Source organism: Rickettsiales bacterium, assembly GCA_033762595.1.
GTDB lineage: Bacteria > Pseudomonadota > Alphaproteobacteria > Rickettsiales > UBA8987 > JANPLD01.
On sequence record JANRLM010000027.1, the window covers coordinates 1 to 13672 of the forward strand.

Genomic DNA, 13672 nt, shown 5'->3' on the forward strand with positions numbered 1-13672 from the left:
AGCGAGTGAAGTGATCTTGGGAGATTAAAAACACTGAGATTGGTTCTTTTGCTAAAGCTCAATCGCAATGACGGATAATTATTAACAACTCTCAATTCCTAACGCCTAATTCCCTTAGACTTTCAATATTTCTGCTTCTTTATCTTTGAGGGTTTTATCAACTTGGGCAATGAAATCATCAGTTAGTTTTTGAATTTTATCGTTGATGCCTTTTACTTGATCTTCAGAAATTTTGCCTTCATTCTTCTCGCGTTTAGCAGAATCATTACCATCACGACGGATATTTCTAATTGCAACTCTTGCTTGTTCGGCTTGCTGATTTGCCATTTTCACTAAATCCTTTCTTCTTTCTTCAGTAAGTTCTGGCAGGTTTAAGCGAATCACTGTGCCTTCAGTGTTAGGGTTTAAGCCAAGACCAGAAGTTTGTATTGCTTTTTCAACCGCAGAAACATTACTCATATCCCACACATTGATTGAGATAGTGCGAGGCTCTGGAATACTTATTGATGCACACTGGCTGATTGGCATTTGACTACCATAAATTTCCGCACGGATATTTTCAACAAGCCCAGCATTGGCTCTGCCAGTGCGTAAGCCCGCCATTTGATGCTTGAAATTATCAAGTGATGCTTTCATTTTCTTTTCTATTTCTTGTAAATTTGCCATATTATACAGGGGTTTGGTTATTGGATTATTTTCACGATGATTGTTGGTTTTTCTAAGCCCAGTAAGCTCTTAAAATTTCATTTATACGGGTTTGCCAGCCTGCACCTAATGACTTAAATTTTTCTAGCAAGTCAATATCTAAGCGAATAGAAACCTGCTTTTTAGGATTTGCAAGTTTAGGTCTTCCGTTTTTTTTAGCCTTTTCTAATGATTCCAGCAATTCAGGAAAATCAGTAATTGGCTTAAGATTGGCCAATTCTTTTTTACTAGGATACCAATTATCATATTTGTCTATATTTTTCATAGATAGCAACCTCCTTCCTATGGGCTTTTCTGACGCTAATTATTCTTTTAACATCAAAGCGGTAGGTAAAAATTATTGTATATAGCCTTTTTCTAATTGGAACATAACCTAAAAATCTAGTTTCGCCATAATCAATTCTTTTATCTTCCAGTATTAAAGAACTTTTCCAATCAGCTTCAAATACAATTTCAAAATCAATATTATGCTTGAGAATATTAGCTTTATTTTTGTTAATATCCCACTCAAATCTTTCCATCTAACGCCCTATATATTGATATTTATTGTATATACAAAAAATAGATAAGTCAAGAGGATAAACCTAGCATCTATTTGATAATCGTAAACTTGCCTTCGCCTTTAATTGCTTTTACGCAAGAGCCTTCCTCATGTAAATCAAAAACGACAATAGGTAAATTATTTTCTCTCGCAACTGCTATGGCAGCACCGTCCATAACTCGTAAATCTTGCTCCAAAACTTGCTTGTAAGAAAGTGATGTATAACGTTCCGCATTGGGGTTTTTCTTAGGGTCATCAGAATAAACACCATCAACTTGTGTGCCTTTGAAAAGTGCATCGCAATTAAGCTCTAATGCACGCAAAGCAGCGGCGGTATCTGTTGTAAAATAAGGGTTGCCAGTGCCGGCTGCACATATAACAACTCTGCCACGCTCCATATGCCTGATGGCTCTTCTACGGATAAAAGGCTCACAAACCGTATCCATTGGAATAGCTGAAAGAACGCGTGTTTCAGTGCCGAGTGATTCCAACATATTTTGTAGTGCAAGGGCGTTCATAACGGTTGCAAGCATACCCATATAGTCCGCACCGCTCCGTTCCATGCCAGCTTCAGCGGCCTTCATACCACGAAATATATTGCCACCACCAACTACTATTGAAACCTGAACACCGAGATCCACAACAGATTTCACCTCATTACAAATTCTAGTAACGGTTGGCAAATGCTGACCAAATTGCTGCGAACCCATCAAGGCTTCCCCAGAGAGTTTAAGTAAAATTCTTTTATACATTTTTAAGATCTCACAATTTTTATATAATTAATATATCCCAACGAATTTGAGAATGGAAGTGTAGAAATGGAATATTTTTTAGTGGGTGTTTTTTATAACTATTTAACCGCAAATTGCCACCCCGTGCTTGTCATGGGGTTAAACAATAAACACATTCAAACTTTGGTTTAGAAACACTTTCAACCATTAACCCTGCAATAAATGCGGGGTGACACTAAAGAGAAAAAACTACACTTACCTAACAATACCTTATTTTTAGTGAAAAATTTTCCATAAAAAAAAGGGAGATTGAAAAACCTCCCTTAAAATTTGTTAGACAATATAATGAAATTATCTTCCGCCAGCGGCAGTTGCTGCAACTTCAGCAGCAAAATCAACTTCTTCTTTCTCAATACCTTCACCAAGTGTAAATTGAGCAAAACCAGTAATTTGAGCTTTTGCTTCCGCAATTACATCTTTCACTTTTTTATCAGGATTCATAATGAAAGCCTGCTCTAAAAGAACTGCCTGCTCGTAATATTTACGAACTGAACCTTCAACCATTTTCTCAATGATATTTTCTGGCTTACCAGATTCACGAGCTTTTTCTGCAGCAACTTTTCTCTCTCTTTCAACAAAGTTTTTATCAAGGGTTTCTATATTGAGAGATTCCGGCTTGCTTGCTGCAATATGCATTGCAATTTGCTTGCCAAGATTTTCATCACCACCTTTAAGTGCAACTAAAACGCCAATTTTACCAATGCCTTCGCCAGCCGCACTATGAACATAAGTGAAAACTTTTCCGCCCTCTGCATTAACTAATTTAGAACGACGAAGATTCAAATTCTCACCAATTTTTGCAACTGCATTTGTAATAGTTTCTTGAATAGTGGTGCCGTTAGAAAGCTTGAAATTCTTAATGTTTTCAACATCACCATTTGTGTTAAGTGCATTATTTGCAATCTCTTTTGCAAGATTTTGAAACTCAGCATTTTTAGCAACGAAATCAGTTTCAGAATTAAGCTCAACCACAACAGCTTTATCGCCAGAAGTTGCAACCGCAACTAAGCCTTCAGCCGCCACGCGAGAAGCTTTTTTAGCAGCTTTCGCCAAACCTTTTGCACGAAGCCAATCTTTCGCACCTTCAAAATCACCCTTAGTTTCTTCAAGTGCTTTTTTGCAATCCATCATACCAGCACCAGTTTGCTCTCTTAAATCTTTAATTGCATTTGCAGATATAGTCATTTTAACCTCTTAAAATTATTTTTAATAGAATGAATTAATAGAAGAAAACCTAATTACTCAGGCTTATCAGCTGATTCATCATCTTGCTTTTTTGCCTTAACTTTTGAAGTTTTTTTAACTACTTCAGTTGCTTTTTTCTCTGGTTTAGATTTTTCATCTTTCTTGCCAGATTTTTTGTTTGAAGAAGCATCAGGTTTTTCTTTAGCTTCATCGTCATTTGCAGGGCTAGAAGCTGGCTTTTTATTAGAAAATCCTCCTACTGATTTCTGAATTCCAGTAAGAATAGCCTCAGCGAATAAATTACAAAATAGCCTAATAGATTTGATAGAATCATCATTGCCAGGAACGATATATTCAATATCATCAGGATTGCAGTTTGTATCAACTACTGCGATAACTGGAACACCGAGTTTTCTTGCTTCTTTAAGAGCGTTTCTCTCACGATTTGTATCAATTACGATAACTAAATCAGGCACGCCACCCATCTTTTTGATACCACCAAGTGCAAGGTTTAGCTTGTTAACTTCCCTTTGAATTTGAAGCCTTTCTTTTTTAGGAAGGTTAATTTCAGTATCAGCAAGCTTTTGCTCATATGTATCAAGGGTTTTGATAGATTGAGAAACCGTTTGCCAATTAGTTAAAGTGCCACCCATCCAGCGATGGTTCACGAAATATTGACCGCATCTTTCAGCTGCTTCAGCAACGATTTTTGAACCTTGTCTTTTAGTTGCAACGAATAGAATTCTGCCATTTTTGCTTGCAACATCTTGTGCAACGCCTAATGCCCTATGAAGTAGCGGTGCGGTTTTTTGTAAATCTAAAATGTGAACGCCATTTTTTGAACCATAAATGAATGGTTGCATTTTAGGATTCCACCTCATTGTGCGATGGCCAAAATGAACGCCAGCATCCATTAATTCTTGTATTGTAAAAGCTGCATTAGATGTCATAAATCTCCTTTTTATTTTCGGTTAAACCTCCACAGATGTAAGTACTTTTATATGAAAACTATAAAAGACCGAAAGCCAGAGAATAAATTCCACTGGTAATCTGTGTGCGAAGTAGTTTAGAAATTCTAAACTTGAGGCGGTTTATAATCATAAATCCAAGCTTTTCAAGCATAATTTGCGGGTTTTTACTTTTAGAAACTAAGGGGGGCAAAATAAATTTCTTGCATATTGAGATTTTATTATTAAAAACTGCTTTGATATTTCTTGAGCCTTTATTTTTGTTTCAACCTCTGAATTAGTCTTTTAGAGTTGAACAATTGCCTTATATTCCGTGGTAGCTCAGTGGCAGAGCAGGTGACTGTTAATCACTTGGTCGGGGGTTCGAATCCCTCCCGCGGAGCCATCTTTCTCTCTTCAAACCTCCCCAAAAGTCTTAAATATCTTTGATTTCCTCTGATTTTAAGCTATTATCCGTCTTAAGCCATCTCTGTTATATTCACATAATCTATCACCTCTGGGGGTGTCAGTTGGGGTATAAAATTTATGTATATAAAAATATACGCACTCAAGTAGTTGTATAGTATGGGCTATTCTAAAAAGCGTTTGGATTTTGTAGTAATAATTAACCTTGTAATTAATCTCTGACATAATTTATAGGGTTTATAGCCTAAAAACTAACTCCTAAAATATTTATATTAATGTAGCATATTGTTGGAATAGAAAGTTCCCTTTATTGCTTGATTTACCGCTATGTGTGATAAGCACTTTGTGGGGGATAAAGCACCAAAAGTAATAAAAATAAATTCGGATAATTGAGCTTTATAAATTTTTTCAAAACCTTCTTCTACTTTATGATCCTTGCATCTGTTGATAGATTCCTCAACTTTATCAATAATAATACTCTTTAAAGCAGAGAATTTTTCTTTTGATAAATCTTGATCAATGTGGTTCGCAAGAACCGAAGCTAAAGAAATTAGATTTTGTCCAATCGTGGTATGGTTAAATTGCTCTGAAAGATATGTTATATTTCCTTCTCGGTAATTATTTAATTTATTTTTTGAACTCAGTTTATAATTTAAGTCAAATATCTCTTTATTTATTCTTGCTCCACCAGCTATATCTTGAGCAAAACCAGAAATAGGCATTCCCGTTGCTTTGTTAAAAATATGCCTTGAGTTTTGTTGATGACCTTCAAGGCATACGCCATATTTAAGCATCAAGTCAAGTTGTCCTGATATTACTTGCTCAGCGTAACAAGCAAACCAACTATTTATTTTAGATTCTGTATTTATATTATAATGCTCCAAAAAATCTATTATAAGTGGTTTTTTTGAAGTAGGTGAAAATGCAAAAAATGCAGCTAGAGGTATTGAAAACTCACTATCTTTTAACGATGCATTTTCGGAAGCCTTCAGAATAAAAGACAAATCGTGCTTATCTACTTTTCTTTCAAAATATATGCCACCCAATTCTCTGGTAATCCTCAGATTTTCTGAGATAATTTGATCTGATGATATTATTTCTCGAATTGAATTATTTATGAATGGTATAGAATCTATATCATCTGATTTCAAAACTCTTCTACCCCCTGTTATTTGGTAGCTTGGTAGGCTAACTTTTATATCACCTAAATCATTACCCACTATTAAACTCCTTGTTGATATATTAGATCTAACAGGCAATTCTAAATCTGTAAGTATAATATCATTTGATGCAAAATGTTCTGAATATAACATTTTATAGGTTTCTAATTCTAAAGGGTGTATTGGAATCAGAAAGCAATCTTCATATTTATCTTCTTGAAAATTAAATGTTCTTTTTATTGCTTCTAAAAAAGTAGCTTCACTACCCTCAAAAACAAATTTACAGAGATTCTTTTTTATAGCTAATATTTTTACCTTAAATTCTAATCCTAATTCAGGAATAAAATTATTTAACTCATTAGCACCTTCTTTCAAGGGAGCCCTAAGCTTTGCGAATGGATGAAGTGGATGCCCCTTAAAGGAACTAATTTTTGCCCAAAAGCTTCTATCATTTTCGAGGTTATTTTCAAAAATATAGTTAAAAAAATTCACTAAATTTGAGTTAAAACTAGAGTCGAAAATTTTTTTTAGTAAAATAGAGTGCTTTTCATTTTCAATAGAATTTTTAGTTAAATTAAATACTCTATCTTCATCTAGTTCATCACCAAAATGAATACTAAAAGATTCTTTTAATTTGGGAAGATAAACATCCTCTAAAAAATCTTTAATTCCTTCTATCTTCTTTTCTACTGGCTTAATTTGGTAAATAAATAAATCTTCGCTTTTAATTGGGTTAAAATTATAAATAAATGAAAGTGCAGATTGTAAATCTTCAATTAAATGTTCTGAATCTCCAATATTTATTTTAAAGCTAAAATCTTCAAATATTCCATCATAATAACCACTGGCGATTTGCCTTAATATAGTTATATTCTCCGCAGATAAATCTATTTCTATATCTTTTCCCATAAATAAGTTAAACAAATACTAGAATTATAACTCATAAAGATTAATAAATGGTTAACAAACTGTGTTTTAGCAGGCAATACGATAAGCAAATTGAAATATTTGAATTTGTATGGAATAAATCACTTAAAACTAAAAATGCAGGCAAAAGCACGGTAGCTCTATAACCTTATCCTTGCTATATTTTAAGAACTTTTCCTAAAATATTTTCTTCTTCTTTAGCATTAATAACTACTCCCCTGAACAAATTATATTAGATTATTATTAAAAGAAATTTTTAGGGTAGATATGTGTTAGGGTCTTTGGCGTCTTTGCCTTTTCTAACGGCGAAATAAAGTTGCGGAGAATTTACTTTTCCAGTTGCACCAACATTGCCAATAACTTGGCCTCTAGCAACTTTTTGATCATTCTTAACATTGATTTTATTAAGATGTGCATAGGCAGTTAGCAAACCATTATCATGTTTTACAATAACTAGATTGCCATAGCTTTTTAAGCTATCCCCAGTATAAACAACTCTGCCAGCTGAAGATGCTTTAACCTCCGCACCAGCATTCGCCGCAATATTTATACCATCACTATATTCATTATTTTTTTGCGTGCCGAAATTTTTAACAATTTTGCCCCTAATTGGCCAGATGAAACCTTGCTTAGAAATATTTTTATCTTCTATAATTTTTGGAGCAGTTGGCTTGGTTTCTTGTGAGAAAGCAATTTTATTTTCAACAGGTTTTTCAACTTCTGGAATAGATGGTTTTGTTGGGTTTACAGGCAATTTAGCCTGATTAATTTTAGATGAATTTTGAGCGAAATTATTTTCTAAGGCATCTTTAGCTAAAGCGGTTTCATTATCGCCATCTTTCTTGAAAGCAAAAACGCTTTTATGAGATTTTTGCAGAGATGCTGGCCCGCCTTCCATCTGGTTTTCTGCCCGCAATAAGCCATCGGCTTCAATATTTTGTTCATAATTTATTACGCGTTTTGGCGGTGAAATAGTTTCAGTAGTCGTAGCTTCAGTATTTGAAATTTCAGTGGTTGCTATGCTTGAAGATGGAAAAGGAATCTGCAATTTCTGCCCTTTTGAAATTTTGAATGGCTCACTCAATGCGTTCACTTGCGTTAAAGCAGACATATCCACATTATATTTTCTTGAGATTGAATAGAGTGTATCCGCATCACCAACTATATGAAAAGTGCCTTCAGGAATCTTGATTTTCTGCCCAGATTTCAAGGTATAAGGTTGCTCAAGATTATTAGAAATTATGATTGGTAAAATCGGAATATTATATTTTCTTGATAGAGAATAGAGCGTTTCACCTGCTTGCACTTCGTGGGTTATTGAAGAAATTTTTATAGTCTGCCCATAATTTTTTTCTTCACTACTTGTTGTATTATCAATTGCTATAATCTCTTGAGGCTGGCTTTCCGCTTGATTTCTATCAACTTTATTTGTTGTTGCAATCTCTGAAACACTATCTTCAATAATTGGTTCATTTGCAGAATAATCTTTATTAGGATTTATATTATAATCCTCCGTTACAGGCGTCGCATCTTCAATTATTAAATCATTTTGAGAGGGTTTTACATCTGAAGAAATTTTACCCGTAACAACATCATATTCGCCTTGTTCTTCATCACCAAAAACAATGGTTGCACCCTCTTGCATACCGCAGGCTGAAGCAGAAAATAAAAGAATTAATACAAAAAAATTTCTAATAAATAATAGCATTATGATATTTCAAAAGATTATTTAGGCACTATTAACAAAGGTTTATAAATTTACCATTTGATTAATTTTGCTGTTCTTATCCCTCTCACTTAGGGAGAGGGGACTAAATGTGAATATCATAACCAAACAAAAAATATTACGAAGAAATTTTTGTTAATCCACCCATATATGGTGATAAAATTTCTGGAATTGTAACACTTCCGTCTGCATTTTGATAATTTTCTAAAATCGCCGCAATTGTTCTGCCAATTGCAAGGCTAGAGCCATTTAGCGTGTGCAGAAACTCAATTTTATTATCAGATTTTCTATATCTTGCATTCATTCTTCTTGCTTGAAAATCTCTAAAATTTGAACAGCTTGAAATTTCACGATATTTATTTTGAGCCGGCAACCATACTTCAATATCATAAGTTTTTGAGCTTCCAAACCCAGTATCACCCGCACATAAAACTATCACGCGATAAGGAAGTTTTAGGAGTTGCAGAATTTTTTCCGCACAAGAAATTAGCCTTTCATGTTCGGTTGCTGAATCCTCAGCTTTTGTGATTGAAACCAATTCAACTTTTGAAAATTGATGCATTCTAATTAGGCCTCTTGTATCTTTTCCAGCAGAGCCGGCCTCACTTCTAAAGCAAGGCGTGAAGGCGGTGTATCGCAGTGGTAAGGATTTTTCTTCCAAAATTTTTTCTCTCACTAAATTTGTAATTGGCACTTCAGCGGTTGGAATGAGATAAAAATCATCACTAGTTTTGAATAAATCTGCTTCAAATTTTGGTAATTGCCCTGTGCCAAACATCGCATTTGGTTTCACCAAATATGGGGGAGATGCTTCAAGATAGCCAAAATCTTGAGTAGCGATATCAATCATAAAACTTGCTAAAGCCCTCTCCAATTTTGCAAGAACACCAAAAGAAGTTGCGAATCTTGCACCTGAAATTAGTGCAGTATTTTCAAAATCTAAAAGCCCAAGATTTTCAGCAATTTCAAAATGATGTTTTGGATTTTGAATATTTTTTACCTCACCAAAACGCCTAATTTCCTTGTTTTCAGATTCATCTTTTCCTTCTGGCACATCACTCGCCAAAATATTTGGAATAGTCGCTAGTAGATTTTTTAACTCTTCAGATTCTTCATCTTGGTTTTGCTCTTGAGATTTTTTCAGCTCTTGTAATTGCGATTTTAACTCTTTGGATTTTTCAATTAATTCACCGGCTTCTGATTTTTTGCCTTGAGCCATTAAATCACCAATTTGCTTAGCGATTCGGTTAGATTCCTCTTGTAGTTTTTGTAAATCAGCGGTTGAATTTCTGCGAGCTTTATCAACTTCCAAAATCTTTTGAGAGAGAGGCTCTAGGCCCCTCCTCGCCATTTCTTTATCAAAAATTTCAGGGTTTTCCCGAATGAATTTTATATTATGCATAAATCAATTTTATAGCTAAATGAGTATAAATAGCGGTTATTGCAACAAGCTAATTTTGCTTAATAACAAGAAAAAATCAAGTGGGATACTTATTGATATCTCCGAAGATTTTTTCGCAGTCTAGTAAGCAAAATTAGCAATTGCCCTTTGGGTTATGGCAAAAAATAGAAATTATTTCGTTAAAAATTTTTTCCATAGATTGACTATGAAAATAAATTTTTGCCTGCTAATTTCTATTTTTTGACCCATAACAATAACCTCTATTTATACTCATTTAGCTAAAGTAATTCTTTTGCCTATTATTATAGAAATTTCAAAGAGTAAATAAAGCGGGAAAAACAAAGCGAGTTGGCTAATCACATCTGGTGGGGTTAAAATTGCTGCAACAAAAAGTAAAATTACAATTGTGTATTTTCTTGAATTTACTAGCATTTGTGGGGTTAAAATATCTAATTTTATCAAGATTAAAATTATTACTGGTAACTGAAACGCAAGCCCAAAAGCAAGTATTAAATTGGTTACTAATGATAAATATTCACTAATTCTCGCCTCTAATTGAACTGGTAAATTTGCGATATTATCATTTTCAAAACTCAAAAAAAACTGCCAAGCAACTGGCAGTAAAAAATAATAAACCAACAAAAATCCAAGCAAAAATAAAATCGGTGAAGCGAGCAGAAAACCTATAAAATAAGGCTTTTCATATTTATATAAACCGGGGGCAACAAAAGCATAAATTTGATAAATAATTACTGGAAAGGCGAGTATTAAGCCAGAAAATATAGCTAGTTTTAGATAGGTTAAAAAAGCCTCCGCAAGGCCTGTATAGATGATTCTTCGCTCAGCTCCACCGCCAGCTTCTGCAAGTGGCTTTAGTAAAAAACTATAAATTTTATCACTAAAAAAATAGCTTACTAAACACGCAAAAATAAAAGCTAAAAAAGCGTAAATCACACGAGTTTTTAACTCTCTAAGATGCTCAAGTATGGCTTGCTTTCTTTCGGGGTCTAAGCTCATTTTTTCAAATTGTTTTTATCATTTGATAAAATTTCATTCACATCATAAGCAATATGCTCCTTGCCGTCATCACCAATGATTTTCGTGGTTTTTACGACATCTTTTATAATTTCATCTTCAAAAATTAGATTATAAATTTCTGCTGAAAAATTTTTTATTTTTCTAAAAATTTTTGCAACCGCACGAATAACAACAGGAAAATCCTCAGGTTTGAGGAAAATTATTGCTCCAAGAATTACAATCAAAATCTCCCAGATTGATAAATCAAACATAAACTAACTATAGTTGCATTTTAAGATTGGTAATATATTTTAATGCTTAATAAAACCAAGAAAATTCTTATGCTAAATCAAGAAATTTCCAACTGCTTTGCTGAAAAAATTGGTGAATTCGGCATTAAGAAAACTGATTTTGAGCAAGCAAAACAGCATATGATATCCCTTTTGCCTAAAATTTTGCAAGATAAACAGCCAGTTTTTGATTTTGAAAATCTAGAAGAAAGAATTTCTGAAGCAAGAGATATCTCCAAAAAAATTTCTGAGAACGCTGAAACCATTTATGTGCTTGGCACTGGCGGTGCTACGCTTTGCGGTCAAACAATCCTCGGTTTAATTAGCAATAGCTTTATTAGAAGAAAAAATATCGTTTTTATTGATAATGTTGATCCCTTCACAATCAAGCAAATCTCAGAAGATATTGATGTTTCTAAAAGCCATTTTTTAGTGATTAGTAAATCTGGTGGCACACTTGAAACTATAACGCAATTTCTATATTTTCTCTCACTGGTTGAAAGTAAAACTAAAGATATTTCTGAAAATTTTACGATAATTTCGCATTTAGATAATGAAAATAATATCATTAGAAACATTGCGGAAGACTTAAAAATTAGAGTTTTAGAGCATCATAAAGTTGGGGGAAGATTTTCAATTTTCACAAATGTTTCTCTAATAATTTCAGATTTTGTGGGGCTTGATATTTCAAAATTTCTAAACTCTGCAAAAAATTATTTTGATGATTGCTTTAACCAAAAAAATTTAGATGCTGTTGATGGAGCGGTGCTGAATGTCTTGTTTTCAGGCAGGTGCGCTTCAAATGTGATATTCCCATATGAAGATAGGTTGAAAAATTTCAACTCTTGGTATTCGCAAATTTATGCGGAAAGTTTAGGGAAAAATAATTCTGCAATGTCGCCAATTAGGGCAGTTGGAACTCTTGATCAGCACTCGCAGTTACAACAATTTTTGCAAGGCAGAAAAGATAAATTTTTTACATTAATCGCATCAGAAAGAAAAAATTTAGGTGATGTAGTTTATTCAAAAAATATTGCAAAATACGCACCGAATTATCTAAAAAATAAAAAAATTGGTGATGTAATAAATGCCTCTTTTGAATCAACAATCACAACATTTTTCAAAAATAATATTCCGGCTAGAATCCTTAAAATTCCTAGATTAGATGAAGAAGTGATGGGGCAATTATGTGCTTTTTCTGTGTTAGAAATTGTGCTGATTGGATATTATTTTCAGCTTAATGTTTTTGATCAACCAGCCGTTGAACAAGGCAAAAAAATTGCAATAGATATTCTACAAAAGGGGGAATAATTGATCTCAACCATAAAAATCTTACCAAGTAATTTGGTTAATCGCATTGCGGCTGGTGAAGTGGTGGAAAGGCCTGCTTCTGTAGTTAAGGAACTCGTTGAAAATTCACTTGATGCCGGTGCAACCCAAATTGATGTTGATTTTTCAGAGGGTGGAAAAACTTATCTTGCAATAACTGATAACGGCAAAGGTATGAATGCCGAGGATTTGGAGCTATGTTTGCTTCGCCACGCCACTTCAAAATTACCTGATGAAGATTTATTTAATATAAAATTTTTTGGGTTTCGGGGTGAGGCTATTCCCTCAATTGCTTCAATTTCAAAAATGAAAATTTCAAGTATTCTCAAGGGTTCTAGTGAGGCCAACCAAATTTATATTGAAGGTGGAAATATAATTTATAAGAAACCTTCAAATATTTCTGAAGGCACAAAAATTGAAATTTCTGATTTATTTTATGCAACCCCTGCACGCTTAAAATTCTTGAAAACTGAGCGATCTGAGAAAAGTAAGATCATTGACATTGTAAATAAATTTGCAATGGTAAACCCTGAGTGTGGCTTCAGCCTTAGAGAAAATGGGAAAATAATTTTGGATTATAAAAAAAATCTCTTTTCAGAAAATGCTTGGCTAAAAAGAATTGGTGAAATTTTAGGTGAAGATTTCCAAGAAAATTGCGTTGAAATCAACACAAAACGAGGCAATGCAGAGCTTAAAGGTTTTGCAAGTCTGCCAACTTTTAATCGCTCAACATCAGCGGATCAATTTTTATTTGTAAATGATAGACCCGTGCGAGATAAAGCAATTCTAGGGGCTATAAGAGGGGCGTATCTTGATTTTCTAGCCCGTGATAGAAATGCTGTTGTTGCACTTTTCCTAAAACTTCCTGCTGATGAAGTTGATGTGAATGTTCACCCTGCTAAGGCAGAGGTTCGTTTTCGTTTTGAAGCAGAAATTCGTGGGCTGATTGTTGGCGCTATAAAAATGGCACTTTCAAATGCTGGCCATAGAGCCTCAAACACGATTTCAGAAGATGCTTTAGCAAAGTTTGAAATCTCTGAAAATCATAATTATTTATCAGAAAAAACTTCAAATTTTTACGCTGGAAAAAATATTGTTAATTATCAAAAAAATAATTCTTCAGTAAATTTTTCTAGCAAAATTTTTGCACCGCAAGAACTGCCCCCTGCTTCAAAAAATTATGAGAAAGAAAGTTTTTCTTCGCAAAATAATTCTGAAATTCAACC

Annotated in this window: 13 protein-coding genes and 1 tRNA gene; 3 read left to right on the forward strand and 11 right to left on the reverse strand. The window is 33.7% G+C overall.

Features of this window, described 5'->3' with window-relative positions; translation table 11 throughout:
• Window positions 1-114 precede the first annotated feature (114 nt).
• From frr to rpsB, 6 genes are all read right to left on the reverse strand, one after another.
• Window positions 115-666 (reverse strand): ribosome recycling factor, encoded by a 552-nt coding sequence (gene frr / locus SFT90_01815; GenBank protein MDX1949220.1) that lies wholly within the window; start codon window positions 664-666, stop codon window positions 115-117.
• A 52-nt stretch (window positions 667-718) separates the two neighbouring features.
• Window positions 719-970, reverse strand: coding sequence for a BrnA antitoxin family protein (locus tag SFT90_01820; GenBank protein ID MDX1949221.1), 252 nt, complete (start codon window positions 968-970; stop codon window positions 719-721).
• A complete protein-coding gene (locus SFT90_01825; protein MDX1949222.1) occupies window positions 948-1226 on the reverse strand; it encodes a BrnT family toxin in 279 nt (92 codons plus the stop codon). The genes SFT90_01820 and SFT90_01825 overlap by 23 nt, the downstream gene beginning before the upstream one ends.
• 70 nt (window positions 1227-1296) lie before the next feature.
• Entirely contained in the window at window positions 1297-1998 is a 702-nt protein-coding gene (gene pyrH, locus SFT90_01830; GenBank protein MDX1949223.1) for a UMP kinase, read from the reverse strand.
• Window positions 1999-2328: 330 nt separating this feature from the next.
• Window positions 2329-3222: a translation elongation factor Ts gene (gene tsf, locus SFT90_01835; protein MDX1949224.1), complete on the reverse strand. Its 894-nt coding sequence runs from the start codon at window positions 3220-3222 to the stop codon at window positions 2329-2331.
• 53 nt (window positions 3223-3275) lie between these two features.
• Window positions 3276-4172: a 30S ribosomal protein S2 gene (gene rpsB / locus SFT90_01840; protein MDX1949225.1), complete on the reverse strand. Its 897-nt coding sequence runs from the start codon at window positions 4170-4172 to the stop codon at window positions 3276-3278.
• Window positions 4173-4500: 328 nt separating this feature from the next.
• Here rpsB and SFT90_01845 point away from each other — a divergent pair.
• Window positions 4501-4575 (forward strand) — tRNA-Asn (locus tag SFT90_01845).
• A 292-nt stretch (window positions 4576-4867) separates the two neighbouring features.
• Here the strand turns inward: SFT90_01845 and SFT90_01850 are convergent.
• The 5 genes from SFT90_01850 to SFT90_01870 form a co-directional block, all read right to left on the reverse strand.
• Window positions 4868-6664, reverse strand: coding sequence for an IucA/IucC family protein (locus SFT90_01850; protein ID MDX1949226.1), 1797 nt, complete (start codon window positions 6662-6664; stop codon window positions 4868-4870).
• Window positions 6665-6938: 274 nt separating this feature from the next.
• Window positions 6939-8390, reverse strand: a complete 1452-nt coding sequence (locus SFT90_01855) for a LysM peptidoglycan-binding domain-containing M23 family metallopeptidase (GenBank protein ID MDX1949227.1) — start codon at window positions 8388-8390, stop codon at window positions 6939-6941.
• A gap of 136 nt (window positions 8391-8526) precedes the next feature.
• Window positions 8527-9810 carry a serine--tRNA ligase gene (serS, locus tag SFT90_01860; GenBank protein ID MDX1949228.1) on the reverse strand — a complete coding sequence of 428 codons (1284 nt, stop codon included), beginning with the start codon at window positions 9808-9810 and terminating at the stop codon, window positions 8527-8529.
• 270 nt (window positions 9811-10080) lie between these two features.
• On the reverse strand, window positions 10081-10827 hold the full coding sequence (gene tatC / locus SFT90_01865) for a twin-arginine translocase subunit TatC (GenBank protein ID MDX1949229.1): 747 nt from the start codon (window positions 10825-10827) through the stop codon (window positions 10081-10083).
• Entirely contained in the window at window positions 10824-11099 is a 276-nt protein-coding gene (locus SFT90_01870) for a hypothetical protein (protein ID MDX1949230.1), read from the reverse strand. Before SFT90_01870 ends, tatC begins: the two co-directional genes overlap by 4 nt.
• A gap of 69 nt (window positions 11100-11168) precedes the next feature.
• Here SFT90_01870 and SFT90_01875 point away from each other — a divergent pair, with 69 nt between their 5' ends.
• Both SFT90_01875 and mutL read left to right on the forward strand, forming a co-directional pair.
• The gene (locus SFT90_01875; protein ID MDX1949231.1) at window positions 11169-12428 is read left to right on the forward strand and encodes a hypothetical protein; all 1260 of its coding nucleotides are present in this window, start codon (window positions 11169-11171) and stop codon (window positions 12426-12428) included.
• A partial coding sequence (gene mutL, locus SFT90_01880) for a DNA mismatch repair endonuclease MutL (protein MDX1949232.1) occupies window positions 12429-13672 on the forward strand: 1244 nt, incomplete at its 3' end.

Coding starts and splice junctions, on each gene's coding strand:
- SFT90_01870 (MDX1949230.1), bottom strand. CDS start 11,099: ATGTTTGATTTATCAATCTGGGAGATTTTGATTGTAATTCTTGGAGCA.
- tsf (MDX1949224.1), bottom strand. CDS start 3,222: ATGACTATATCTGCAAATGCAATTAAAGATTTAAGAGAGCAAACTGGT.
- pyrH (MDX1949223.1), bottom strand. CDS start 1,998: ATGTATAAAAGAATTTTACTTAAACTCTCTGGGGAAGCCTTGATGGGT.
- rpsB (MDX1949225.1), bottom strand. CDS start 4,172: ATGACATCTAATGCAGCTTTTACAATACAAGAATTAATGGATGCTGGC.
- tatC (MDX1949229.1), bottom strand. CDS start 10,827: ATGAGCTTAGACCCCGAAAGAAAGCAAGCCATACTTGAGCATCTTAGA.
- SFT90_01825 (MDX1949222.1), bottom strand. CDS start 1,226: ATGGAAAGATTTGAGTGGGATATTAACAAAAATAAAGCTAATATTCTC.
- serS (MDX1949228.1), bottom strand. CDS start 9,810: ATGCATAATATAAAATTCATTCGGGAAAACCCTGAAATTTTTGATAAA.
- frr (MDX1949220.1), bottom strand. CDS start 666: ATGGCAAATTTACAAGAAATAGAAAAGAAAATGAAAGCATCACTTGAT.
- SFT90_01875 (MDX1949231.1), top strand. CDS start 11,169: ATGCTAAATCAAGAAATTTCCAACTGCTTTGCTGAAAAAATTGGTGAA.
- SFT90_01850 (MDX1949226.1), bottom strand. CDS start 6,664: ATGGGAAAAGATATAGAAATAGATTTATCTGCGGAGAATATAACTATA.
- SFT90_01855 (MDX1949227.1), bottom strand. CDS start 8,390: ATGCTATTATTTATTAGAAATTTTTTTGTATTAATTCTTTTATTTTCT.
- SFT90_01820 (MDX1949221.1), bottom strand. CDS start 970: ATGAAAAATATAGACAAATATGATAATTGGTATCCTAGTAAAAAAGAA.